The following is a 25,275-nucleotide window of genomic DNA, read 5'->3' as shown; positions in this document are numbered from 1 at the left end:
GATCAGGCAGGCATTTCGATGGAGGCCACGGCCTGCGCCGCCAGGCCTTCGTTGCGGCCGACGAAGCCCATTTCCTCGCTGGTGGTCGCCTTCACGCTGACGGCGTCCAGCGGCAACTTCAGCAACTCCGCCAGCCGTTCGCGCATGGCCAGACGGTGCGGCTTCACCTTGGGCTGCTCACAGATCAGGGTCACGTCGACATTGACGATGCGCCCGCCGCGCAGGGCGACGCGCTCGGCGGCGTAGACCAGAAAGCGGTCGGACGAGGCGCCCTTCCACTTGGGGTCGCTGGGCGGGAAGTGGTCGCCGATGTCGCCGTCGGCGATGGCGCCCAGAATGGCGTCGGTCAGGGCGTGCAGGCCTGCATCGGCGTCGGAATGGCCGATCAGGGTCTGATCGTGCGGAATCTCGACCCCGCATAGCCAGACGGACGCGCCCGGCCCCCAGCGATGGACGTCATAGCCCTGACCGATACGGGTGACGGTGCGGGCGGCGGACAGGGCCTCGGCCATGGCGAAATCCTCTGGATAGGTCAGCTTCATCAGGCGCGGATCGCCCGGGATCAGTCGGACGCGGCCGCCCGCGCGCTCGACCACGGCGGCTTCGTCGGTGGCGGCTTCGTCGGCGGGCCAGACGGCATAGGCGTCGCGGATGGTCTTGAGCCGGAAGACCTGCGGGGTCTGGGCGCGCCACAGGTTGTCGCGGTCGACGGCGCCGACGACCATGTCCTGATCGCCCCGGCGCAGGCTGTCGGCGACGGGCAGGGCGGGCAGGGCGCCGTCGGCCCCGTTCAGGCCCTCCAGCAGGCGCGCGATGACTTCGGCGCTCAGGAAGGGGCGGGCGGCGTCGTGGATCAGCACGGGATCATCGTCTGCGCCGTTCAGGGCGGACAGGCCCGCGCAGACTGATTCTGCGCGCGTGGCGCCGCCGGTGACGGCTCGCCAGCCGCTCAGGCTCGACAGAGCATCGCGCGCTTCAGCCTCGGCCCCGCCGGCGATCACGACGACGACTTCACGCGCACCGGCGTCCAGCAAGGCCTCGACCGACCAACGCACGACCGGCTTGCCGGCGACGATGCGCCACTGCTTGGCGCCGCCCGCCCTGGAGCCTGAACCGGCGGCGACGACGATCGCTGAGAATTCCATGCGGGTCTTCTAGGCGTCCCGGTTCCGCTTGACGAGAGGGGCCTTCATCGGCGCTAAGGAGCCTCATGACGACCGGGTTGCAGATTGGCGATGTGAAGATCGCGGGGCGGGTGCTGATGGCGCCCATGACCGGGATCACGGACCTGCCGTTCCGTGTGCTGGCCTCAAGGCTGGGCGCCGCCTATGTGGCGACGGAGATGGTGGCGGCGGTCGAACTGGCGCGCGCCCGTCCTGACGTGGTGCGCCGCGCCGCTGTAGGCGGAGGCCTGCCCCTGACAGTTATCCAGCTGGTCGGCGGCGATGCGGCGGCCATGGCCGAGGGCGCGCGCATGGCCGAGGCGGCAGGCGCCGACATCATCGATCTGAACTTCGGCTGTCCGGCCAAGGAAGTTACCGGCGCCGCCTGCGGCTCGGCCCTGATGCGAACACCGGATCAGGCCGCGCGGATCATGGAGGCGGTCGTCAGCGCCGTCAGCCGTCCGGTCAGCGTCAAGATGCGGCTGGGCTGGGACGAAAACAGCCATAACGCCGCCGATCTGGCGCGTAGGGCCGAGGCGCTGGGCGTCGCCGCCGTCACCGTCCACGGCCGCACGCGCAAGCAATTCTACACCGGCGTGGCCGACTGGGACGCCGTGGCCGAGGTCAAGCAGGCGGTCGCCATTCCCGTCATCGTCAATGGCGACATCATCACCGCCGAACAGGCGCGCGAAGCGCTGGACCGGTCGGGCGCAGACGCCCTGATGCTGGGCCGGGGCGTCTATGGACGGCCATGGCTGGCGGCGCATCTGGAACGCGCCCTGATCGACGGCGCCCAGCTTCAGGAGCCGGATCGGCAGGAGCGTCTGGCCATCGTCATCGAACATTTGAGGGCGTCGGCCGACTTCTACGGCCTCCCTTTGGGGCTGAAGATGTTCAGGAAACATCTGGGCTGGTACATTGAACAAGCGCCGTGGCCCGCCGATCCACTGGAGCGTCGCGCCGCCAAGGCGCGCCTGTGCCGCCTCGAAACACCACAGGAAGTCGAGGTCGCCCTGACCGAGCTTTGGCTCGGCGTGACGCATTTGGGCAACTTCGATGTTGAAAACGGGACACAGGTGTTCGAAGCTGTGGCCTGATGTCGGACACGCCCGTTTCCACGGTTGAGCCACAGACCCCAGAACGCTCGTTCTGGGGGCGCTTGGCTGATGGCCGCGCACGAGCCCTGTTCGGAACCGCATACGCCGTCGCCTTCCTGATTACGGCAGCGGCCATCTGGCTGGTGGCCATTGCGCCGGGCGCCACGGCGGGTGGAGACGCGCGCACCGCGACCAGTCAGGTCGTTCTGTTCATCCTGCTGGCCAATTTGATCCTAATCGTCGGTCTGGCGGGGGTGATCGGCGGGCGCGTGTTGCGGCTGACACGGAACCGGAACGATCCCGGCGCGCGCCTGCATTTGCGATTCGTGACCTTATTCTCGCTCGTTTCGGTTGTTCCGGCTGTGCTGATCGCCCTGGTTTTCGGGGTGCTGGTCAACCGCGGGGTGGATCAGTGGTTCAGCACCAATGTCCGTTCGGCCGTCGAGAACGGCGCGGAGATCGGCCGCGCCTATGTCGCCGATGTCGGCGCGCGTCTGGAAGTCGATCTGGAGACCATGACGACCGAACTGGGCGGCGTGCGCGACCTGTTCGACCATCGCATCCAGTTTTCGCGCGCCCTGACGCAGATCGGCGACTATTTCGGCTATCCGGCGGTCTATATTCTGGACGATCAGGGGCGGGTGCTGGCCAGCGGCGAGCAGCCGGCCGCCCCCCCTTACGTCGCGCCGCCGCGTGAAGCCTTCGAGACAGGCGCCGCGGGCGATGTCGCGCCGACCACGGTGACGGAAAACCCGGATGTGGTGCGGGCGCTGTATCCGCTGCCGGATTACGGCGACGCCTATCTGTATGTCGTGCGGCCGCTGGCGCCGGGCCTGATCCAGCGGATGCGCAACGGCGAGGAATCCATCACCGCCTATCGTGTGGCTGAGGAAAGCCGCGCGCGTATTCAGGCCGCCTTTGCGCTCAGCTATCTGGAGACGGCGTTGCTGGTGCTGGTGGGGGCGGTCTGGCTGGCCATGTCGGCGGCCAGTTCGATCTCGGGGCCGATCGGGCGGTTGGTCCGTGCGGCTGACCGGGTGGCGGGCGGCGATCTGGACGCGCGGGTCGACAACACCGGCGCGCCGTCGGAAATCATCGTCCTGTCCGAGGCCTTCAACCGGATGACCGAGGACATCAAGACCCAGCAGGCGGCGCTGAAAACAGCCTCGGAAGAGGCGCAGGGACGCAGTCTGTTCATCGAAACCGTTCTGTCGGGCGTCAGCGCCGGGGTGATCGGCCTGGACCGAATGCGACGCATCTCTGCCATCAACGACAGCGCCAGCCAGCTTTTGGGCCTTGATCCTGAACAGGTGCAGGGCCTGCGTCTGGCCGAGGTGGCGCCGGAGCTGGGCGAACTGTCCGAACGCGGCGAGGCCCATATCGAAGAAGACATCGACGTCAGCCGGGATGGCGAGGCCATGCGTCTGCGCGTTCGTATCGAAGGCGGGCAGGGCGGCGAAATGGTCCTGACGTTCGACGACATCACGCGGCTTGTGACGGCTCAGCGCAATGCCGCCTGGCGTGATGTGGCCCGTCGCATCGCCCATGAGATCAAGAACCCGCTGACGCCGATCCAGCTTTCGGCCGAACGCCTGCGCCGCCGCTATCGCGATCAGGTCGGCGAGGATGTCGAGGTCTTCGACCGCTGCACCGAGACCATCATTCGTCAGGTCGGCGACATCGGCCGGATGGTGGACGAGTTCTCGTCATTCGCCCGTATGCCCGCGCCGCGCTTCTCGGTGGAAAACCCGGCGGAAATGCTGCGTGAGGTCGTCTTTGCGCGTCGCGTCGCCATGCCCGATGTGGCCATCGACCTGATCGAGCCGCTGCCGGGTGTAGGATTGGAGTGCGACGGCCGCATGGTCGGGCAGGCGCTGGCCAATATCCTCAAGAACGCAGGCGAATCCGTCGTCGCCCGTCGGGCGCAGGAACCTGCTGATGAAGGCGCGACCGGCATCATCGCACAGCTTGAAATCGAGGATGGGCGCGCGATCTTCATCATAGAAGACGACGGCGTCGGCCTGCCGGCCAAGGACCGCGACCGTCTGACCGAACCCTACGTCACCACCCGTGAGAAGGGCACGGGCCTCGGCCTCGCCATCGTCAAGCGTATCTGCGAAGACCATGGCGGCGAACTGCGTTTGGCCGACGCAGAGACATTGTCGGGCGCCCGCGTGTGCCTGATCTTCCCACTGACCCAGAACCACAAGTCCGCCCAGCGCGCTTCCAGCGCATCGGGCGGGGTGAATTAAGCGAGGCGTCATGCGTAATACCGGTGCTGATATTCTGGTTGTCGACGATGAGGCGGACATCCGCGAACTGGTCTCGGGCCTGCTGGAGGACGAGGGGCACTCGGTCCGCACCGCCGCCAATTCCAACGAGGCGCTGGCCGCCATCCGTGCCCGCAAGCCTTCGCTGGCGGTGCTGGACATCTGGATGCAGGGCGGCGGGCTGGATGGGCTGGAGCTGCTGGATGTGGTGCGCGAACTGGATGAGGACCTGCCGGTCGTCATGATCTCGGGCCACGGCAACATCGAAACGGCGGTCAGCGCGCTGAAGCGCGGCGCCTATGACTTCATCGAAAAGCCGTTCAAGTCGGATCGTCTGGTGGTCGTCGTGGACCGTGCGCTGGAGGCGGCGGCGCTGAAACGCGAGAACCGGCGTCTGCGCGCCCAGACCCTGACGCCCAGCGGCCTGATCGGAAAGTCTGTCGCGGCGCAACTGTTGCGCACAACCATCGCCAAGGTGGCGCCCGCCAACAGCCGCGTGCTGATTTCCGGCCCTCCAGGATCCGGCAAGGAGCTTGTGGCGCGTCAGATCCACGAGGCCAGTCCCCGCGCCAAGGCTGAGTTTGTCGCCATCTCGGCCGCAGGCATGACGCCTGAGCGTCTCGATGTTGAACTGTTCGGTGAAGAGGGCGTCGACGGCCGCCCGCGCAAGATCGGCGTGTTCGAACAGGCCCATAACGGCACCCTGTTCCTGGACGACGTCGCCGACATGCCGCGCGAAAGCCAGAGCCGTATTCTGCGCGTACTGGTCGAACAGCGCTTCCGGCGTGTGGGCGGCGAACAGGATGTTCAGGTCGATGTGCGGGTCGTCACCTCGACCGCGCGCGACCTGCGCACTGAGATCGCTGAGGGCCGTTTCCGCGAAGACCTGTTCCATCGCCTGAACGTCGTTCCGATCCGCGTGCCGCCGCTGTCGGAGCGGCGCGAGGACATCGCCGAACTGGTCGAGTATTTCGTCGACAATCTGTCGTCTTCGCAGGGGTTGCCGCATCGTCGCATCGCCGACGACGCCCTGGCCGTGCTTCAGGTCCATCCCTGGCCGGGCAATGTCCGCCAGCTGCGCAATAATATCGAACGTCTGCTGATCCTGGCGACAGGCGCAGCAGATGAACCGATCACCGCCGATATGCTGCCGCAGGAGGTGGCGTCGTCCTCCAGCCCCGTCTCCATCGGCGCCGACCGCATCATCGCCCTGCCGCTGCGTGAAGCGCGTGAGGTGTTCGAGCGGGAGTATCTATCCGCACAGATCATGCGGTTCGGTGGAAATATCTCGCGTACGGCCGCTTTCATCGGCATGGAACGATCTGCGCTGCATCGCAAACTCAAGTCGCTGGGTGTGTCGCCCGCACGCGGCGCGGAAGAAGAAGGAGAGGGCGCCTGATGTCCAGGGTCGCCTATGTAAACGGTATCTACCAACCGCACGGTCAGGCCGTGGTCCATATCGAGGATCGCGGGTTCCAGTTCGCTGACGGCGTCTATGAGGTCTGGTCGGTCTTTGACGGCAAGCTGGCCGACTATCAGGGCCACCTCAGCCGCCTGGCGCGCAGTCTGACCGAACTGCGGATCGACATTCCGATGTCGGCCGAGTCGCTGGGCATCGTTCTGCGGGAAACCATCCGTCGTAACCGCGTGCGCAATGGCATCGTCTATATTCAGGTCACGCGCGGCACGGCGCCGCGCGATCACGCCTTCCCCCGGGATGTGGCGCCCAGCGTCATCATCACCGCCAAGTCGATCGACCTGAAGAAGGGCGAGGCTCTGGCCGCCAAGGGCGCAGCGGGCGTCACCCACCCGGACATGCGCTGGGGCCGGTGCGACATCAAGACGGTCGGCCTGTTGCCCAACGCGCTCGCCAAACAGACGGCGCGCGAACGCGGCGCCTATGAAGCCATCCTGTTTGACGAAATGGGCATGGTGACCGAGGGGTCTTCGACGAACGCCTGGATCATCGACGAGAACGGCAAGCTGCGCACCCGCGACACCCAGGCCAACATCCTGCGCGGCATCACCCGCGCGGCGATCCTGAAACTGGTTGAGGCCGAGGGCATCGAACTGGAAGAACGCGCCTTCAGCGTCGAGGAAGCCAAGCGCGCGCGCGAGGTCTTCGTCACGGCTGCCAGCTCCTTCGTCATGCCGATCACATCGCTGGACGGAACCCGCATCGGCGACGGCAAGCCCGGCCCGGTGGCGACCCGCCTGCGCGAGATTTATCTGGAACAGGCGCGCCGCGACGCTGTTTAAAGATGAACATTTTCAAAGGTCTGTTTTCGCGTAGAAGCGCATCCGCACGACCTGCCGAGGATAATACTGATCCGGCAGACGTCGATGCTGTGGCTTCAATTCGCGACACGGATGCAGACTGGGAGGAGATCGGCCGGACCAATCCGTATTTCGGCGTGTTGGCGGCGCCGCGCTACATGACGGAAAACCTGACCGATGACGTGCGGGCGGAATTCTTCCAGACCGGCATGCACGACGTTCAGGCGCTGTCGAAGCGTCTACATGCCCGTTATCCGGACTTCGCTCCGGCTTCAGCTCTGGATTTCGGTTGTGGAGTCGGGCGTGTCACTCGCGCGCTGGCGGCTTTTACCGGTGATGCCTTCGGTGTGGACGTTTCAGAGGCCATGCTGGCCGAAGCGCGACGCAATGTCGTGCCCGGCGCGGCGTTCGGTCATGAGATGCCTGACAGGCTGTTTGACTGGGTCGTGTCGGTTATTGTTTTCCAGCATATCCCGCCCTCACGCGGTTATGTTCTGCTCAGGGACCTTATGGCTCGCGTCGCTCCTGGCGGGTTCGTCTCAATCCAATTCTCCCTCTATCGGGACGAGGCCCTGGCTTTCGCGCCAGGCGGTCGGATTTTGATGAGCGACGGTCTGCCTGTCATCGCCGATGACGCAGCGCTCCGCAGCCTGCCCAAGGGCGAGATGGTGATGTTCGATTACGATCTGACCGTGATCGCCGCCATCATGTTCTCCGCTGGCGTCGTTGATTTTGAAGTGACACACACGGATCATGGCGGTTTTCATGGCGCAACCCTGTATGGCCGCAAGTCGCTATAAGGCGCGCCAGACTCAATTGACCTGAAACCATTTTCTCAAATCGACCTTAGGCTGTTGCCGTCGCGCCAAAGCCGCGTCTAAGGTCATTCAGGCCTATCGGTCTGCGTCGCTTTGCGGCGCGAAAAACCAAGAACAGGATCAACCTGCCATGTCGCAAGACAAACGACAGAACCTCCAGGACACCTTCCTGAACAGCGTCCGCAAGACGAAGACCCCGCTGACCATCTTTCTGGTGAACGGCGTCAAGCTTCAGGGCATCGTCACCTGGTTCGACAACTTCTGTGTGCTGCTGCGTCGCGATGGCCAATCGCAGCTGGTCTACAAGCACGCCATCTCGACCATCATGCCGTCCGCGCCCGTGCAGTTGTACGAGCCCGACGCCGAAGAAGACTGATTGACCTCCAAACTCATTGACCACGCCGTCCCGCTGATCCGGGCCGTCGTCATCCACCCCGACCGTCGCGGCGACAATGCGCGCCATGCTTCTGAACGCCTGGAAGAAGCCGTGGGCCTGGCCCGGGCGCTGGACCTCGACGTGCGGGCGCAAGAGATCATCCGCCTGCGCTCCGTCACGCCTGCGACCCTGATCGGGCGGGGCAAGCTGGAAGAAATTTCGGCCCTGATCCTGGCTGCCGACGCCGAGGCGGTCGTCGTCGACGACCAGCTGACGCCGGTGCAGCAACGCAACCTGGAACGCTTCTGGGACATCAAGGTCATCGACCGCACGGGCCTGATCCTTGAGATCTTCGGCCGCCGCGCCCGCACGCGCGAAGGGCGACTTCAGGTCGAACTCGCTCGGCTGGAGTATGAGCGCTCACGTCTGGTCCGCACCTGGACCCACCTGGAGCGTCAGCGTGGCGGCACGGGCGGCGTCGGCGGCCCGGGCGAAACCCAGATCGAACTGGACCGGCGCATGATCGCCGACCGCATCGTGCGCCTGAAAGCCGAATTGGAAGAAGTGCGTCGCACGCGCGGCCTGCATCGCAAGGCCCGCAAACAGGTCCCGTTCCCGTCAGTCGCCCTGGTCGGCTACACCAATGCGGGCAAGTCGACGCTGTTCAACCGTCTGACCGGGGCCGAGGTGATGGCCAAGGATCTGTTGTTCGCCACACTGGACACGACCCAGCGCACCATCCGCCTGCCGCAGGGGCGTCCGGCCATCATCGCCGACACTGTGGGTTTTGTGTCCGACCTGCCGCACGAACTGGTCGAGAGTTTCCGCGCCACGCTGGAGGAGGTCGGCGAGGCGGATCTGATCCTGCATGTGCGCGACATCGCCTCGCCTGACAGCGCCGCACAGGCCAAGGACGTCGAGGCGGTGCTGGAGCAGATTCCGACGCCCGAAGGCAAGACGCGCCGTATCCTTGAGGTCTGGAACAAGATCGACCTGCTGGAGCCCGACACGCGCGAGGCTGTGCTGGGACAGGCTGAACGTCTGGCGCGTGAAGGACAGGCCGTGGCCGTGTCCGCATGGACCGGGGAGGGGATCGACGCCCTGCGCGAAACCATCGCTGTCCTGATCGATGATGACCCCGAAACCCATCTGACGATCGAGCCGCACCGCGGCGACCTGCTGGCCTGGCTTTACGCCAATGGCCGTGTGACGGGGCGCGAGGCGGAAGAAGACGGCCGTGTCCGATTGACCGTTCGGCTGCACCCGGCGGCCTTGGGACGGCTTGAACGACTGTATCCGGATGTGATCGACTGATCCTGTCATGCACCTGATCGAGACTATCCTCTTCCTGTTGCTGGCCGTGGTGCTGTCGGGATGGGTGGCTCGCATCACGCGCATCGCCCTGCCGCTGGTTCAGATCGCGTTGGGGGCAGGGGTGGTGATGATCACCGGCGAGTCCGTTGATCTGAAGCCGGATATCTTCTTCCTGCTGTTCCTGCCGCCGCTGCTGTTTGCGGACGGCTGGCGCATCCCAAAGGAGGCCCTGTTTCGCGACAGGGTGGTGATCCTTGAACTGGCGTTGGGGCTGGTGGTCTTCACCGTCGTCGGGCTGGGCTTTCTGATCCACTGGATGATTCCGGCCATGCCGCTGGCTGTGGCCTTCGCCCTGGCGGCCATCCTGTCGCCGACGGACCCGATCGCGGTCCAGGCCATCGCCGGGCGGGCGCCCATCCCCAAGCGGCTGATGCACATTCTCGAAGGCGAGTCCCTGCTGAACGACGCCAGCGGCCTGACCTGTATGCGGATCGCCGTGATCGCGGCCACAACCGGCGCCTTCTCCCTGTCCAGCGCCTTCGGCAGCTTCGCCTGGCTGGCTCTGGCGGGTATCGCGGTCGGCATTCTGATCACTCTGGCCATCGGCCTTGTGAAGGCCTTCATCGGCCGCCGCTGGGGCGAGGATGTGGGGGGCCAGATCCTGATCAGCCTGCTGATGCCTTTCGCCGCCTATCTGGCCGCTGAAGCCATCCACGCCTCGGGCATACTGGCGGCCGTGGCGGCGGGCGTGACGATGAGCTTCGCTGAGCGTCAGGGATCGGCCCTGGCTGCAACACGCATCCGCCGCGCCGTGGTCTGGGACACGGTGCAGTTTGTGGCCAACGGCCTGATCTTCGTCATCCTGGGCGAACAGATGCCCTCCATCATGGCCCGCGCGGCCGAGGTGATCCGCACCACGCACCACAAGGAGGTCTGGTGGCTGGCGGTCTATGTCCTCGCCATCGTGGCGGCGCTGGCGACCCTGCGGTTCATATGGGTGTGGACCTCGCTGAAACTGACCCTGTTCCGCCGCAAGGGACGCAGCGCTCCGCCCAAGGTGGGCCTGAGGCTGGTGGCGGTCATGTCGCTGGCCGGGGTGCGCGGCGCCATCACTCTGGCGGGCATACTGACGCTGCCCTTCTTTATGGCCAACGGAGACCTGTTGCCGGCGCGCAACCTGGCCATCTTTCTGGCCGCAGGCGTCATCATCGTGTCGCTGGTTCTGGCGACTGTGGCCCTGCCTCGCCTTCTGAAGGGCGTCCAGCTTCCGCCTGAAGATGACCATCAGGCCGAAGAAAACCGCTCACGCGTGGCCGCCGCCTGGGCGGCCATCCGCGCCATCGAAGACGCCCAGCACGCCATGGCTGAAGGCAAGGCCGACCCCGACACCTATGCCGAAACGGCGGCGCGGATGATGGAGGTCTATCGCCACCGCATCGATATGCGCTCGAACGCCGAGGCGGACGCTATGGCCCAGGCCCGGCGTGCCGATGATATCGAGCGCCGTCTGCGTTTGGCCGGCCTGGCCGCCGAGCGTCAGGAACTGGTGCGCCTGGGCCAGCAGCGTCTGATAAGCGAAGAGACCGCTCGCAAGCTGATCCGCGAGATCGACCTGCAGGAACTGCGTTACGTCTAGTTTTCTTCTGCCTGTGTCAGGCAGGCGCTGATCATTCGATTGCCGGTGTGCGCGCCGGCGGGTATTCAGGCTTTTTTGTGGCGGCCTTTGGGGTTGATATGTCGGCTAAATACTGGCTGCGCGCTTTCACCATAGTGTGCAGCAGCGGCGTTTTCAGTATGGCTGGCGCAGCCTTGGCAGGCGAAAGAATTCTGAGCGGAGACGTTCCGGCCTGGGTGGTTCCGGCCTCAGACGCGATTGCTTCTTCCGCCTCGCCAACAGCCGACGGCCTCAGGATACTGCTGTTCGACGTGCAGTACCGCGCTGACGAAGGCGTCCAGTCCGCCCACCTTCACATCCGCCGCCAGGCGTTGTCGCCACAGGCTCTTCCGTTGATGGGCAATGTCGGGGTGGAGTGGAACCCTGACAGTGAAGACATCATCGTTCACCGGGTGCATATCATCCGCGACGGCCAGGTTCTGGATGTCATGGCAACCCAGGCCTTTGAAACACTGCGCCGTGAAGAAAACCTCGAACACGCCATGCTGGATGGGCGACTGACGGCGGTTCTTCAGCCGGCAGGGCTGCGCGTCGGCGACATTCTCGATGTCGCCTATACGTTGAGGTCACATGATCCGGTGATGGCCGGACACGCTGAACAGGGCATTGATCTGAACCTGCCGATGAAGGTCGATCAGGTCCGATATCGCGCCTCATGGCCGCGTGACAGGCCCATGCGGTTGAGGGCGGAAAATGACTGGACCCCCTTGAAGGTCAAACAGGATGGCGGATACGCCCACGTGGATCTTTCATGGCATGACCTGCAACCGGTCATGGTGCCGGCGGACGCGCCGGTTCGGTTCCATTTCCCGAGACAGATCGAGTTCAGCGATTATCGGGATTGGTCCGAAGTCGCGCTTCTGTTGAAGCCGCTTTACGACAATGCGCGCAGCCTGGCGCCAGACTCGCCGGTTCGTGCCGAGGCGGCGCGTATCCGCGCCCTGTCAAATGACCCGTTGGTCCAGGCGGCTGCGGCGCTCAGGCTGGTGCAGGATGAAATCCGTTACGTCGCACTGATGATGGGCGATGGGGCCCTGACGCCCTCTAGCGCTGATGAAACCTGGCGACGCCGCTACGGAGACTGCAAGGCCAAGACTGCGCTGTTATTGGCGTTGCTTGATGAACTGCGCATTGAAGCCTCCGCCGCCGCTGTCAGCCTGACCGGAGGCGACGGCATGTCGGGGCGCCTGCCCATGGTATCGGCCTTCGATCATGTGTTGGCGCGTGTCGTCGTCGAGGGCAGGGTTTACTGGCTGGACGGCACTCGCACTGGCGATCGCCGCCTGGAGGATATCCGCATTCCGGATCTTGGGTGGGCCTTGCCCCTGACCGGTCCGCAGGCGCAACTGGAGCGGCTGGAAGCCGCTCCCCTGACCGAACCGACCACTGAAATCCTGCTCAATCTGGATGCCCGCGCCGGACTTTACGCGCCCGCCCTTGTAGAGGGGGAAATGATTATGCGCGCGGACGAGGCGGCTGCTCTGGGGCCGGCCCTGGGCCTGCTGTCCGAAGCGCAGAAAAATGACGCGCTGCGAAGCCTGTGGACGTGGGTCGCCGATCTTGAGATCAGCGAAGTCGGGTCGTCTTACGACTTTGAGGCCAATGTGGTGCGTATCAATGTGAAGGGCGCCGCGCCGCTGGCATGGAGCAATGACGGATTGACGCCGCCCGGCGCTACCTACGCCAGCTACTCGCTGGACCCCCGACCGGAGGGGCCATTCAGGGATGCGCCAGTCAGGATCGGACATCCGGTCCACACCCGCCAGACGCTGACACTTCGCCTGCCCGAAGACGGCGCAGGTTTCCGTGCATCAGGAGGACGGGTCCACCGGATCGAGTTCGGACATCAGTTGCGGCGCACGGTCGATCTTGCCGGCGAACTGATGACTGTGGACTTCACCCGTCAAAGCCTGAAAGGTGAGATCACTGCGGCAGAGGCGGAACAGTCACGCGCAGCAGCCAAAACCCGGCCCGGCGATCTGCCGCGCATCTTCCCGCCGCGCTCCTATCGTCTCAGTGAAGCAGACAAAAAGGCGCTGGTTACGGATCAACCCTCCACTGCCGCCGAATGGCTGGATCGCGCCTGGGCCCTGGCGCAGACCGGTGAATACGCCGAAGCCGCTGAAGCTGCCGAACAGGCCATCGCCCTGGCGCCGGAAAACAGCACCACCTGGGCCAATCGGGGCGTTTATCGCTTTCACATGGGCGATCGTGCGGGCGCAGAGGCCGATCTCGAAAAGGCGGTCGACCTGGACCCGTCCGAACGCATCGCCATGAACGGCGCGGCTCTGATCGCCGTGAGCGATCGACGCTATGCTGATGCGGTGATCGAGTTGTCCCGCGCCTTGCGCCAGGCGCCGGGAGATGTGTTTGCGCTGGGCCTGCGCGCTCAGGCCTATGCGAGCCTGGAACAATACGATCGCGCTCTGCGCGATGTCGACGCCATGATCGCCGGGCATGAGACGAACCATGACTTCAAACTTATGCGGTTGAGCCTGCTTGAGTCGGCGGGCCGATTTGATGAAGCGGAAGCCATGACCTCTGCGTTGGTCGCAGCGCAGCCCGAAGAGGTGACGCTGAAGCTGGCAAGGATCGGTTTCCTCAGACGGGCAGGGCGGCCGGATCAGGCGGAAAGCGAAATGGACGCCTTGGCCGCGGACATGCCGCTGGACCGAAAAGTCCTGCTGAATCAGGCTGTGCTCAAGCTGGAACTGGGCAGGCCCCAGGCGGCGATTGAACTGCTGAGCGCCGTTTTACCGCTCTATGATGATGCGCCCCAAAACGTGTTGATCTATCGCGCCGAAGCCGCCCTGGATCTCGGGCGCATCGACGAGGCTCAGCAGGATTTCGCCGTTATTCGCGCAAATGCCGGCGACAACGCTATGTTCCTCAACAACCTGTGCTGGGCCGCAGCGATCCGGGGCGTATTGTTGCATCAGGCGCTTAAGGATTGCGACGCCGCCCTGACGTTCGCCCCGGATACGCCGCACATACTCGACAGTCGCGCGCGCGTTCTGCTGCAGATGGGAGATGCCAAGGGTGCTCTGGCGGTCTATGAAGCTGCGCTGGAGGCTGGGAAAGATTTCCCGACGGCCCGTTATGGCCGCGGCCTGGCGCTGGAGGCCCTGGGCCGTAAGGATGAAGGACAGGCAGACAAGGCGGCCGCCATTTCGGAAGATCCCGAGGTCATCGGAAAATTCCGAACCTATTCACCGTCTGCACCCAGCAGGCCATGAACAAACCGTCCTTTTAAAACCGGTTCTCGGCGTACCGTGGCTGTCTCTGACTGGTTTCGTTGAGAAAGGCGGCTGCCGGCGTCAATGGCGGGATCAGTTTGGCCAGTTTGCGCAGGTTCTGGGCATGGTCATAGGTGAAGTCGCTGCGCGAGAAGGTCCCGTCGATCCGCTCGTATTTATCGATGACGGGAATATGCGGCTCGATGCCCTGGTCATGCACCCGCCAGTCCAGCATCTCAGCCGAGCCGCAGGCGGTGTCCGCCGCCATACCTGGGTCGCGCCGCCGAAGGCCGCGTCGTCCAGCACGGCCAGATACTCGTCGATGTGCTGGAAAGCGCGAACACGGAAGCTGCGCTTAGTGCCTGAGTCCAAAGAGCCTGGAACCGCAGGCCAACGAACCCGGAACCAAATCGCCGCTAAGGCCCGGAGTCTCAGGAACCTGGAACACTGACAAGCACCACTAGCCAACTCGTACTAGCTTCGCAGACTGCACATGTTCGGAAACTGTTGCAGCCATAAATGGCTGAATTAACACCGAAAATAATGCAGTTTGAGAGAAGCGGCCGTTGCGCTCGGCGACAGCGCTTGTGTTGCAAACCTCAACGCGCTCAGGGCGGCTGCAGAGGCGCGATGGGCACGAAACACTAGACGTAGATAGGTTGTGGATAAACGCTAGAAGCGAAGACGGAGGTCCGCTTCTGACTCGAAGGAGAAGTTCGGAGGGTCTGTTATTTGGCACTAAGCCTATCATCGGTGGTTTACGCGAAGAATGCAGCTTCGCGCTTTCCTGCACGACGTGGGTTGCAGCCGCCGCCGCCGAAGACCAGGTCCTCCTCGCACTCCTCTACCAGTGAGCATTGTCTCGCGCCGAGAACGCTCCAGCGCCGCGGGGCCACGAAGACGCCCGGCCCGCCCTCAGCCAGAATGATCCCGACCGCGTCGCCTTGGATGCTAGAGACGAGCTGGCGCCACGCACTTCTATCAGCCGCCGATGGAACGGGGGGGCCGCAAGGATGGGTATGCCAGTCTCCCACGAGCCCTATGCGTCCTTCAGACGATTGCCAGACCGCTTCAGCGCGATGCCTGTGGTGCAAGTCAATCCGCTCGAAGGAAGTCTCGCTCGCTCGGTCCATCTTGGCCTGAAGGGTCGCCTCTACGATCTCGATGTGACTGCCACGCCGACGGCCCAGCAGGAACCCCCCGGTTTCCTTAGGGAGTCGGGCCACCCGCTGTTTCAACATGACGTTCAGAACGGCGCGGGGGAGGAGAACGCAAACTCTGCTCACAGCGGCGGTGTGCAGGCGGGGCACGCGTCACTCCGCGTGGGGTTTGTGGGCTTCCGCTCTTGGGTTTGATCGTAGTCCAGACGGATAGTGCGGAGCAGCGGTCGCGGCCTTCCGCCTGCCCAACCCAACGCGTGCTGGATTCCTAGAGCGGCTGCTGACATGGGCGCGGCAGGGCCGTAGGGGTTAAACGAGGCTTCGCCACACCCTGTGGACATGGTCCGGTCCGCCTCAGGCCTGAGAACAGGGTATCGGGGCTCCTTCGATAGGTCCGGTTGAAGGCAGCGGTAGCACCCGAACTCAGGGTCAGAGCTGAAATAAGACTGCACGGCTGCGCCGTTGCCTTCTATCCAGACATGCAGAAGGTGAAACGTGGTGCCCTCAAGCCTCCACGCATTGAGCATGTCACCCACCGCCTGCTCCCCCGTAGCGTCGACTACAAGATCCGCGGCTTCCAATCGAACGCGACAGTCCTGCACTCTACGCGCCACAGCGGACACGTTGAGGTCTGTGAACATCTTGTCGATCTCTGCCTTGCAGCCGTCCGCCTTAGGCAAGCCCACATACTCCCGCCCCAACCGGTGGCGGCCGATGTTCCTGTCACTGAGCGTCTCGTGGTCGATCACAGTGAGGCTGCCGCCGCCGAGCCCTGCCCCCGATTGCGCGAGGGCTACCGAAAGATGCCCGCCGATGGTGCCGCACCCCACCAGCACGATGCTTTTACTTGCGAGAGGCGCGGCTCCCGTCAGGCTGTTGGTTCCGAGGATATAGTCCATGTCCACTCGACGTCCGTGGATGCGGTTGATTGGGAGATGTCGTCCGAAGCTGCCGCGCAGAAGGCGCGCCCACCCAGCCGGCGTGCGCATGGCGCTGACGACCGCTTGGCCTCGTTTGAGCAGGTCGATCTCGAATCCGACTATTCCATTCGGGGCGCAGATCATGACGTATGGGTTGCGAGGCGGTAGGGTCACTAGGCGGTCGAAGATGCGTTGCCCGATACCGGGAACCCATGAATTTGCCCATTCAACAGCCTCGCCCAGCGTGGCTGGACGCATTTCGTCCGGGCGGAAGGAAAGCGGGATCGGCGTTGTGACGACAACGGCCGACCCTATGGGCGGCTTGCCCGCCTTCAGCCGGCGAAACCGCATCTTTCCGCGCGTGTCCGAGCTCGGCTCGGCGATGCCGTCGAAGGGGGCGAAATCTACGCCGACGGCTGCCCCGCCCCAATGGCTGGGAAATTCAGCTTCAATCTCGCGAACTGAGCTGACCTGGAGGCCCTCTTCCAGAACTTCTGCCACTCGGATCAGAATGCCTCGCGCCTGACCAGCGGCCGAGTACCGATCAGCGACGTACTGGCGCGCATCGACGGCACATAGGACATTGTTCTCGTCGAGATGGGGAATGACTTTCTCGCCGAGGACCTGAGGGGTCGTAATGGTCACTGTAGGAGGGGTGCAGAACTCCAAGCCGTCATAGTCGAGACGAATGTCGACGGTCCGCCCCCGCACGGTCAGCGTGCCGTTGAAGCTGATCCCAGCGGATTCGACCTTTGGTTTGAAGCCGTCGAGGGCGAGCGCCTCGGCAACACGCCGTGCTGCCTCGCTCACCCCGACTTCGTCCTGGGCGGCATGGGACGAGGCTGCGGATAGTCCGGCTTTGAGCGGATAACCTGGGCGAGACCCACTGTCGTGATCAAACCGGTATCGTCAGGCACCCGCGGTCCGAAGGCTGCCTTTGCGTGGTTAAGCGCAACCTGCTTGTTCAGCGTGTCGTGGATGGCGGCCTCAAGCTCATCGGCCGCGTCGGCGAAGACCTGACAAATCTCCCTGCGGAACTCAGAAGACCATCCGCCACAGAGATTCTTGTCAACCTCGCCAGGGAACACAGGGTTCTCGACCGGGTGCCGAAGGACATCCGCGAGTTCACGCGCGATGTGCATGAGGGCGAGGTCGTCCCGGCTATCATCGAGCCGCCCTAGCCGCTCGTAAGCCGTTACGATTGCCACCATCAGGCATATTGAGCTGATGGCGCAGTGGTCGAGCCGGGCATCCCGCAGCCCCTTGAAGGACCGGGACACGCGCCGCACCTGCTCACCGTACAGAGCGATGGCGTTGCTGAACCAATCTTCCAGCTTCCGGGGATCGGATCCGAGCCACCCCTTGTCGCGGTGGGCGAGCATGATTTCCGACGATCCGAGGCCACGGTAGACGCTATCTACCAGCTCAATATCGAAGACCGACCGATCCATCGTCAGGCTCTTGTTGATCGCCGTCTCGACTAAGCGCTCAAAGGCATCATCGCGGATCGCATAGAGCGGCAGGTCAATATGGAGACGTGGCGAGATCTGGACCCGCACGCACGTGTCACGAAGCTTGTCAGGATTCAGTGTCCAGCCCTTGCCGCGGCACAAGGGAGCGAGCGCCTGCTCCACCAGAGAGAAATAGGCCTTCGACACGATGGCCGGCCGGGTGCCGCCACCGCTCGTGAGGAAGCCGATTGGCAGGAAGAGCCCATCGTCCTGGTCGATCTGCTGGGGAGGATTGATCTGACAGTCGTTGACGGTGTGATAGGCGAAGCTGCCCTGCATCCGGAACTTCGGGGCGGGCAGGCGCATCGCACCGGCTGCTTTCACGACCCAGCTATCGAACAACTCGGTCCGCTTGACATGGGTCTCCCAGTCGCGGAAGGCCTCCTTTAGCACAGTGCGGATTTCGCCGCGTGCCGCGCGGAGCGTCGCCACCTCAGTGTCGCGGACACGCAGGGCATTCAGGTAGCCGTCGCCCCCGGCGAAGACCTTGTGCATATTCAGGGTGGCGGCCATGTGCCCCTCCGACTTCCAGCTCTACGGTAAATAGGGTATCCTGAGTCGGGAACAAGAGGCGAACACGGAATCATCGAACAATGATCAATGCCCTGCCCGCAGCGACGGTCGTTCGAGTAGTGACGATGTTCATCGTCATCATCTGCGCCTTGCTGGTCTTCGGGCCGCGGTCGGACGAAGCCAGTCATTTGGTGAAGGGTATGGGCACCGTGGTCGGACTGGTGAACGGGGTGGTGCTGTTGCTCACATGGGGACCGGCGTTTCAGCTGCTCCACCGGTGCACCCTTGCTCAGCTCTGGTGGTTCCCCCTTCTCGACGGACGCTGGAAAGCTCAAGCCTGGTCCAACTGGCCAGTGATCGAAGCGACGATGGAGGCGGCTACTGGCTCGGCCTCGTCGTTCAATCCGCTCGTCAACAGCCCGGCAGGAGACCGGGCCCCGATTGAGATGGATGTCGAGATCAAAAGCACATTGCTGGGCATCGACATGGTGATGGCCGTACCCGGCAAGCGGCGCGGGAGCCGGTCGATCTTTGTTCGGCCGCAGTGGTGCCGGCCGGGCCTCCCTACGATCTATTACGTCTATCGGCAGGAAGATCATGAGCCGGTCGCACCTAGCGACGCACAAGCACATCTTGGCGCGGGCATTCTCCAGTACCACCCAGAGTCGGGCGAACTACGAGGAACCTATTGGACCGAGAGGCAGCACGCGCGCGGGCTGAATACTGCCGGCACCGTCGTCCTCACCCGAAACCTCTAGATTTGGCCACTCCAAAACGCTTCAAGCTCGACCAGACTAGGCGTGGACGTCTAAATTGCGGACGGCAGTTGAAGCCCGCTTCTGGCGCATTGGCGCCAATGTAGAATGGCCGAGCCTGACTCAACGCGGAAGCACGGTTGGTCCGCTTCAGGGAAGAGGCGTGTAAGCGGAAAGGCATTATGGCTGCGACTGCGCCGTCGATCCCTCGTCTGGGAGACGATGCACCCAAGTCTACATGGAATCATCGAAATCTGGCGACCATGCCGGAGAGGAAGAAAGGAGATCAAGAGAGCGCGTCTCCTCTCTGTCATTAAGCTGCAGTGTAATTGGTCTAGTCCAGATTTCTCATTGAGGCGTGGGGATGTGGACATGCAAGCGCTGGCGCAGAGATTAAAGAACGCGGGACCAATTGGTTTTTCCCTGTTTGCCGGTCTAGCCGGCTTCTGCGCCTATTTCTCCATGTACGCCTTCCGCAAGCCGTTCTCGGCGGCGACTTTCGAAGGGGTGGAAGGCTGGGCGTTCGTACTGGATTACAAGGTCGCCCTCGTGATCGCTCAGGTCATCGGCTACGCTCTGTCGAAATGGATCGGCGTCAAGGTGATCGCCGAGGCGGACGGTCAAGGACGCGGCCGGGCCATCCTGATGTTGATTGGCGCCTCATGGCTGGCGCTGGTCGCTTTCGCCCTGATCCCGGCGCCGTGGAATGTGGCGGCTCTGTTCTTCAACGGCCTGCCGCTGGGTCTGATTTGGGGGTTGGTGTTCGCCTATATGGAAGGGCGGCGCGTGTCCGACGTTCTGGGCGCTGTGTTGTGCGCCAGCTTCATCTTGTCGTCAGGCGTGGTGAAGGCGGTCGGCAAGCTGCTGCTTCAGGCGGGGATCAGCGACCTGTGGATGCCGGCGGCGGCGGGTGCGGTCTTCATGCCCCTGTTGTTGCTCTCGGTCTGGGGGCTGACGCAACTGCCGGGCCCCAGCGCAGACGACGAGCGCGAACGTGTGCGCCGCGCGCCGATGAACAAGGATGAGCGGCGACGTTTCCTGGCCGATTACGGCCTGGGAATGGCCGCATTGATCGCGGCCTATGTGTTGTTCACCGCCTTTCGGGATTTCCGCGACAACTTTTCAGCCGAGGTCTGGAAAGCTGTCGGGTACGGCGATGCGGCGGGCGTCTTCGCCGCCAGCGAACTGCCTGTGGCGGTCATCGTCCTGATTGTTCTGGGCAGTCTGATCCTGATCCGCGACAACCGGCGCGCGCTGATGGTCATGCATGGGGTGGTGATCGCGGGCGCGGCGTTGATCGGTCTGTCGACCCTGGCCTTTCAGGCGGAGCTGGTGTCGGCGCTGACGTGGATGATCCTGAGCGGGGCGGGCCTCTACATGGCCTACACCCCGTTCAACGCCATGCTGTTTGACCGGATGCTGGCGGCCACGCGCAGGGTCGGGACGGCGGGCTTCCTGATCTATGTGGCCGACGCCTCCGGCTATGTCGGCAGCGTGCTGCTGCTGCTCTATCGCAGCTTCGCGGCGCCGCAACTGGATTGGCTGCAGTTCTTCATCGGCGCGGCCTACGCCTCAGCGATGGCCAGCCTGGTGCTGACTCTGGCGTCGGCGCTCTATTTCGGGCGCAAGCTGGGGCGGAAGCATCAGTCGCCGACGATACAGGCCGCGCCGGACGCCGCCGCATCTTGAACGCTGGACGTTAGGGCGTGACATCCAGATCGACCTTCACGCGCAGCGCGTCGTGACGCCAGTATTCGTGGTCGTATTCGACGATGCGCCCGGCCGCGTCGAAGCTGGCGCGGATCACCAGAAGGCCCGGCGTGCCTGACTTCACGCCCAGAGCCTCAGCCTCTTCTTGGATCAGCGCGCAGGGCTGCATCTCGACCCGGTTGCGCGTCACCGCCAGCCGATAACGGCTCTTGAGAATCTGCGTCAGTGAGCCGTCCAGATCATGCGCCAGCAAATCCGGCGCCCGCTCCGCCTCGACATAGATGCGTTCGACCAGCACCGGTCGCCCGTCGATCAGGCGGCGTCGCCGGATCAGGTGCACCGACGCGCCCAGCGGCAGGCCCATGGCCTTGGCGACACCGTCCTGGGCTTCGACAGAGGCGGTCGACAAAGTCTCAGTCGCGGGCTGGCGGCCCTGTTCAGACACATAGGTCATGAAGCCGGCCCACCGGGTTGGATCATAGGTCACAGGTTCGGGCGAGACGTACCAGCCGCTGCGATCGCGGCGGAAGATCATCCCCTCGGACTCCAACTGGAACAGGGCTTCGCGGATCGTGCCGCGCGCTACGCCCAGACCATCCTGAAGCTGGCGTTCCGACGGCAGCTTGGCGCCTGGCTTCAGCGCGCCGCTGTGGATCTGGCGGGCGATATGATCGCGGGCCACCAGATAGCGGCCCCGATCGCCCGCAGGCGTTTCGGTCGGTGAATTCCACCAGGCAGGCGCAGGGGCGGCGGACATGAAAGCTCGTCGGCTGAGAAGTCGTTGACGCCTTATCGCGTCTTCGCGTCCCGGCGTCGATCCTCTGCGCCGCCCGTAATGAAAACGGCGGCGACCCTTTCGGATCGCCGCCGCCAGGACATCGGACCGTTGATGGCCTCAGTAGCTGTAGCTCATGCGGAACAGGAATGTCCGGCCCGGCTCCATATAGTCCTTCATGTAGCTGGGGCTTTCACCCTTGGTCGTATAGTAGCGGTGGCCGTCCAGAATGTTCTGCACGTCGAAATCGACCGCCAGTTGTTCGTTGACGTGGTAGCGCGAGTGGAAGTCGAGCGTTTTGGTCGGCTGCACCCATTTGTCGACGGCGTTGTCGCGCAGATCCTCAATGTACTCGCCCTGATAGTTGTAGGACAGGCGCGCTTCGAAGCCGTACTTCTGATAGGTCAGCGAGGCGTTGTACATCAGGTCCGGCGCGCCGACGAAGGAGATCGGACGCCCCTTGCGATAGTCCAGGCCCGTCTCGCCCTCGCTGGTCTGCAAGGTCAGATTGCCCTCGAAGCCGAAGCCGTCCAGCGGCGCGGCTAGGCCGTCGAAGCTCTTGATGAAGTTGAATTCGACCCCGGCGATTTCGGCGGTGTCGCCGTTCTTGGGCTGGGTGATTTCGATGAAGCCCTCGGTCGTGGTGGCGTCGACCTGGCTGCCGTTGGTGAAGATGAAGTTGTCGATCTTCTTGTAGAAGACGCCTGCCGACAGGACGCTGCTGCGGTCAGGATAAAACTCGGCCGACAGGTCCAGATTCAGCGCTTCCGCCGGTTTCAGGTCCGGGTTGCCGCGGCTGATGGCCAGAATCTCGTTTGTCACCGGATCGCGCGTCACCGATTGCCCGCCCGAGATGTAGCTGTACTCGGGCCGCGAGAAGCTGGTCCAAAGGGCGGCGCGATAGACCCACTGCTCGTTCGGGCGCCAGGTCGCCGTCACGCTGGGCAGGAAGACGCCGTAGTCTGCGTCGCTGGTATCAAACCCGCTGGCGTCGCCGTCGTCCGACCAGAAGGTGTTCTTGACGTCGGTCTGTTCATAGCGGCCGCCCGCGATGACCTGCAGGTCGCCCCAGCGCAGCTGCGCGAGGGCATAGGCGGCGTAGATGGTCTCCTGCCCCTGTTTGTCGTCCTGGCTCAGGCGTTCATAGGACATGGAGGACGGGGTGGCGGCCTCGGCCGCGCGGATGGCGGCGATCACCCGTTCGCGGTTGAAGATGGCGCCATAGTAGTATCGGCCGCCCAGGATGCGATCGACCTCGCGTTCGATCAGGCCGGAGGCAGCCATGGACTGGCCGTCTAGCGCCGTGCCGGAGAAGTCGCCCTCCCAGATCGGGGTGCTGTCGTACTCACGTTCTGATTTCAGGTATTTGGCGCCGAAGCGGATCTGTTCCAGCGGGCCGCGATCGACTTGGTAGCGAGCGTCGATCTTGAAGGCGAGGCGGTCGTCCTTCTGACGCGAACGGCTGTGGCCTGCGCCGTCCAGCGGCAGCAGCGACGGGTCGCGTTCGACATGGGCGGCGAAGGCGGGCAGTTGCGGCATGGGGAAGCGTCCATCGTAGGATGACCACAGCAGGCCAGTTTCGTTCAACGGCGCAACGCAAGCGTCGCAGTTGTAGCCGATGGAGTAGTTGTCGGGGTTTTCGCGCTCGCCGAAGCTGTAGCTCAGGTCGTAACTCAGCTCGAGCGCGTTCAGCCGGCTGACGCCGCCCAGATTAACGGTGGCCAGGGTCTGGTTCTCGTCGGAAATGTCCATGTTGCGCGAGAACTGGAACGCTTGCGGATCCCACACGCCCGAGCGGCCGTGCAGGGACCAGTAGGATTTCCGGGTCCGGTCCGCATCGGTGATGCGGCCGTCGCCGTCGGCGTCGATGATTTGGCCCGTCGTATAGCCGTAAACGGCGCCCAGGCTTGCGTCCTGGCCGATGATCATTTTTTCCGGCGCTGACAGGCTGCGGTCTTCGTCGTTCACCTGTACCAGACGCATGGTCGGGCGACTGCGATAGTCGGTCCAGTCATTGGTTGAGGCGCGCTCGAAACGGTTGTACTGGCCACGCAGGTATAGGTCGTGATCGGCGCCGCGATAGTCGAAGGAAACGTTGCCGCCATAACGCTCCTGTTCGTTGCGGCGGTAGTCCAGGTCGATGCCCGGCAGGTACATGGAGCGTTCGTCGATCGCTTCTTCAGCGTTCTTGCGCCAGATGTATGGCTCCCATTCGCCGTCGTTTTCGGTCTCTTCGGTGACGCCGTTCGAACGGCCGTAGTTGACTGAGGCGAAGACGCCGAAACGCTCGTCCTTCAGGCGGCGGCCGAAGTCGGCCTGCAGCAAATAATTGTCCGAGGCTTCGCCCTGGTCCTTGGCGCGGTCGTTGAAGCCGTAGCTGGCGAACAGGCGCGCCACCGGGGCGTTGAAGTCAAAGGCGTTGGGCGTGCGGAAGTCGATCGATCCGCCGATGGCGTCGCCGTCCATGTCGGGCGTCAGCGTCTTGGAGACGGAAATCGCCTGCAGACCGTTGGGCGGCAGGACGGTCATCGACATCTTGCGGCTGTCGGTATCGGTCAAAGCCACGCGCACGCCGTTGATCGAATAGGCGTTGAAGGTGCCGGCGAAGCCCCGGACGGTGACATATTCGCCTTCACCTGTCGTCTGGTTGACGATGACGTTGACGCCCGGCAGGCGCGCCAGGGCGTCGGCGACGTTGGCGTCGGGCAGCTTGCCCATATCATCAGCCGACAGGACGTTGACCACGCCATCGGCGCGACGCTGGGCCGAGATGGCGTTGGCGGTGCCCAGGCGTTGGCCAGTCACCACCACCTCGCCGACGACGGTCGGCTGGGCTTGGTCTTCTTCAGAGGCAGCGGCGATCGCCGTGCCTGCAACGGCCCAGGTCAATGCTAGGGCGCTGGCGCCTGCGATGCGGTTCGCCGTGCGCGATGCGACGGCGGCGGAATGAAACGACATTGGTGATCCCCACCCAGAGTCCAGGAGTTTTGGCTGGGAGAGGGCGCTTCTCGGGCCGTCCCCCGTCCGCATCGGCGGACGAGGGCGGGGTAGCCGCAAGCCAAACTGGTGTAAACCAGTTGCTTTGATCTACACAAAACATTCATAGTTAGAATGTTTGCATATATAAGTATTGTTGTCCGGCTTCGGATGTATGCGTGTTACTATTTCAATGTCGGCCGGATGATGTCGATATAATGCGAGACATCAGGCGTAATAACGCCGGGCTGCTTGCCTAGGTCGTCATAGCGGCGCAGGCGAAGGGCCTCCTTGAAAAAAGGGTGCGCCTCAAAGGCCGCGCATTCCGCCTTGTTGAACGGTCCGCCCTGAAGGCTCAGGCTCAGCGCCGATGCGCCGCTCAGGGCTTCAAGATAGCCTGGCTCAACGGCGCACAGATAGCGTTTGGCGGCGACGTGCAAGGCGATCGGGGCTGTCACTTCTTCAGGAAACCATTGAGATAGAAAGGCTTCACCCAGCTTCTCATGAGCTGCGTCGTAGCCGTGATCCTCAGCCGCATCGCCCGCGCCTTCAAGGAATTGTCCCACGTCATGCAGCAGGGCCGCCGCGATCATGGCCGGGGTGTCTTCGGCGTCTTCCGCCAGCTTGGCGCATTGCAGCATATGCTCGCGCTGATTGACGTGCTCGCCGTAGCGGCTCTCGCCATGGCGGTCGAAGAGGTCGGTAATCTGCTTCACAGGCGTAGCCCTC

The 25,275-nt window shown here is 63.8% G+C and carries 18 protein-coding genes and 1 pseudogene; 11 read left to right on the top strand and 8 right to left on the bottom strand.

Translation table 11 applies throughout. From position 1 onward, the window contains the following. Positions 1–2 precede the first annotated feature (2 nt). Positions 3–1,145, bottom strand: coding sequence for a bifunctional 2-C-methyl-D-erythritol 4-phosphate cytidylyltransferase/2-C-methyl-D-erythritol 2,4-cyclodiphosphate synthase (locus ACORJG_RS06775; RefSeq protein ID WP_427792599.1), 1,143 nt, complete (start codon positions 1,143–1,145; stop codon positions 3–5). A 65-nt stretch (positions 1,146–1,210) separates the two neighbouring features. On the opposite strand from ACORJG_RS06775, the gene dusB reads away from it, so the two are divergent. The 9 genes from dusB (at position 1,211) to ACORJG_RS06730 (ending at position 14,226) form a co-directional block, all read left to right on the top strand. Continuing rightward, positions 1,211–2,260: a tRNA dihydrouridine synthase DusB gene (gene dusB / locus ACORJG_RS06770; RefSeq protein ID WP_427792597.1), complete on the top strand. Its 1,050-nt coding sequence runs from the start codon at positions 1,211–1,213 to the stop codon at positions 2,258–2,260. Further along, entirely contained in the window at positions 2,260–4,512 is a 2,253-nt protein-coding gene (locus ACORJG_RS06765) for an ATP-binding protein (RefSeq protein ID WP_427792595.1), read from the top strand. Before dusB ends, ACORJG_RS06765 begins: the two co-directional genes overlap by 1 nt. Before the next feature lie 10 nt (positions 4,513–4,522). After that, the gene (locus ACORJG_RS06760; protein ID WP_427792593.1) at positions 4,523–5,929 is read left to right on the top strand and encodes a sigma-54-dependent transcriptional regulator; all 1,407 of its coding nucleotides are present in this window, start codon (positions 4,523–4,525) and stop codon (positions 5,927–5,929) included. Further along, positions 5,929–6,789, top strand: coding sequence for a D-amino-acid transaminase (locus ACORJG_RS06755; RefSeq protein ID WP_427792591.1), 861 nt, complete (start codon positions 5,929–5,931; stop codon positions 6,787–6,789). The genes ACORJG_RS06760 and ACORJG_RS06755 overlap by 1 nt, the downstream gene beginning before the upstream one ends. A gap of 2 nt (positions 6,790–6,791) precedes the next feature. Continuing rightward, positions 6,792–7,607, top strand: coding sequence for a class I SAM-dependent methyltransferase (locus ACORJG_RS06750; RefSeq protein ID WP_427792590.1), 816 nt, complete (start codon positions 6,792–6,794; stop codon positions 7,605–7,607). 148 nt (positions 7,608–7,755) lie between these two features. Next, the gene (gene hfq, locus ACORJG_RS06745; protein WP_003164861.1) at positions 7,756–8,001 is read left to right on the top strand and encodes an RNA chaperone Hfq; all 246 of its coding nucleotides are present in this window, start codon (positions 7,756–7,758) and stop codon (positions 7,999–8,001) included. Next, the gene (gene hflX, locus ACORJG_RS06740) at positions 8,002–9,315 is read left to right on the top strand and encodes a GTPase HflX (protein WP_427792589.1); all 1,314 of its coding nucleotides are present in this window, start codon (positions 8,002–8,004) and stop codon (positions 9,313–9,315) included. Positions 9,316–9,322: 7 nt separating this feature from the next. Further along, entirely contained in the window at positions 9,323–10,951 is a 1,629-nt protein-coding gene (locus ACORJG_RS06735; RefSeq protein ID WP_427792587.1) for a Na+/H+ antiporter, read from the top strand. A gap of 98 nt (positions 10,952–11,049) precedes the next feature. Next, complete coding sequence (locus tag ACORJG_RS06730) at positions 11,050–14,226, top strand: DUF3857 domain-containing protein (RefSeq protein ID WP_427792585.1); 3,177 nt, start codon at positions 11,050–11,052, stop codon at positions 14,224–14,226. A gap of 121 nt (positions 14,227–14,347) precedes the next feature. Here the strand turns inward: ACORJG_RS06730 and ACORJG_RS06725 are convergent. The 4 genes and pseudogenes from ACORJG_RS06725 to ACORJG_RS06710 all read right to left on the bottom strand — a co-directional run. Then, positions 14,348–14,494, bottom strand: a pseudogene (locus ACORJG_RS06725) (IS5/IS1182 family transposase); the annotation flags it as partial. Between the two features lie 490 nt (positions 14,495–14,984). Beyond that, positions 14,985–15,512, bottom strand: a complete 528-nt coding sequence (locus tag ACORJG_RS06720; protein WP_427792986.1) for a Mov34/MPN/PAD-1 family protein — start codon at positions 15,510–15,512, stop codon at positions 14,985–14,987. Beyond that, positions 15,509–17,116, bottom strand: a complete 1,608-nt coding sequence (locus ACORJG_RS06715) for a ThiF family adenylyltransferase (protein ID WP_134579856.1) — start codon at positions 17,114–17,116, stop codon at positions 15,509–15,511. Before ACORJG_RS06715 ends, ACORJG_RS06720 begins: the two co-directional genes overlap by 4 nt. After that, positions 17,113–18,330, bottom strand: a complete 1,218-nt coding sequence (locus ACORJG_RS06710; protein ID WP_134579858.1) for a CBASS cGAMP synthase — start codon at positions 18,328–18,330, stop codon at positions 17,113–17,115. The genes ACORJG_RS06715 and ACORJG_RS06710 overlap by 4 nt, the downstream gene beginning before the upstream one ends. 80 nt (positions 18,331–18,410) lie before the next feature. Here ACORJG_RS06710 and ACORJG_RS06705 point away from each other — a divergent pair, with 80 nt between their 5' ends. Together ACORJG_RS06705 and ACORJG_RS06700 are read left to right on the top strand one after the other, a co-directional pair. Then, positions 18,411–19,088 carry a hypothetical protein gene (locus ACORJG_RS06705; RefSeq protein ID WP_134579860.1) on the top strand — a complete coding sequence of 226 codons (678 nt, stop codon included), beginning with the start codon at positions 18,411–18,413 and terminating at the stop codon, positions 19,086–19,088. Between the two features lie 369 nt (positions 19,089–19,457). Continuing rightward, positions 19,458–20,774, top strand: coding sequence for a DUF5690 family protein (locus ACORJG_RS06700; RefSeq protein WP_427792985.1), 1,317 nt, complete (start codon positions 19,458–19,460; stop codon positions 20,772–20,774). A 10-nt stretch (positions 20,775–20,784) separates the two neighbouring features. On the opposite strand, the gene ACORJG_RS06695 is transcribed toward ACORJG_RS06700, so the two are convergent. From ACORJG_RS06695 to ACORJG_RS06685, 3 genes are all read right to left on the bottom strand, one after another. Next, a complete protein-coding gene (locus tag ACORJG_RS06695) occupies positions 20,785–21,552 on the bottom strand; it encodes a UTRA domain-containing protein (RefSeq protein WP_292059527.1) in 768 nt (255 codons plus the stop codon). 138 nt (positions 21,553–21,690) lie between these two features. Then, a complete protein-coding gene (locus tag ACORJG_RS06690; RefSeq protein ID WP_427792582.1) occupies positions 21,691–24,528 on the bottom strand; it encodes a TonB-dependent receptor in 2,838 nt (945 codons plus the stop codon). 203 nt (positions 24,529–24,731) lie between these two features. Beyond that, positions 24,732–25,262, bottom strand: a complete 531-nt coding sequence (locus ACORJG_RS06685) for a phosphonate degradation HD-domain oxygenase (RefSeq protein WP_427792580.1) — start codon at positions 25,260–25,262, stop codon at positions 24,732–24,734. Positions 25,263–25,275 lie beyond the last annotated feature (13 nt).

The organism is Brevundimonas diminuta (assembly GCF_050310045.1).
In the GTDB taxonomy this organism is placed as follows: Bacteria; Pseudomonadota; Alphaproteobacteria; order Caulobacterales; family Caulobacteraceae; genus Brevundimonas; species Brevundimonas diminuta_F.
Note: the sequence above shows the minus strand (reverse complement) of the source record. Positions and strands in the feature narration are given on the sequence as shown.